This is a genomic window from Pseudoalteromonas sp. SIMBA_162, from assembly GCF_046535955.1.
Classification (GTDB): domain Bacteria; phylum Pseudomonadota; class Gammaproteobacteria; order Enterobacterales; family Alteromonadaceae; genus Pseudoalteromonas; species Pseudoalteromonas marina.
In genome coordinates this window covers 1-258 of the sequence record NZ_JAWJBQ010000679.1, presented here as the reverse complement: position 1 = coordinate 258, position 258 = coordinate 1, and the positions used below count along the sequence as shown (strand labels likewise).

At 71.7% G+C, this 258-nt stretch carries 1 protein-coding gene; it reads right to left on the bottom strand.

Annotated features, from left to right (window positions below; translation table 11 throughout):
* Positions 1 to 239, bottom strand: a 239-nt coding sequence (locus R0J88_RS21390) for a hypothetical protein (protein ID WP_410901084.1), incomplete at its 3' end; no start/stop codon positions are given.
* Positions 240 to 258 lie beyond the last annotated feature (19 nt).

The window sequence follows — 258 nt, the reverse complement described above, 5'->3', positions numbered from 1 at the left end:
GACGGCATCACCAGCGTGCAGCGGTCATAAGGCGAAACGATCGCCCGGCCGTCGGCCCAGCCGATCACCGATCCCGCCTTTTCCAGCGTCTCCAGGCCCTGCCAGGGCTGCGCGAAGCTCACGTCCATCGACGGCGCCACCACCGCGTCGGTCACTTCCAGCACCCGCTGCGCGGCGTCGGGCTGCCGCCAGCCGGCCGGGATGTCGGCGGCATCCACCACATCCGCCGCGACCAGCATGCGCGCCACCATGTCGCGC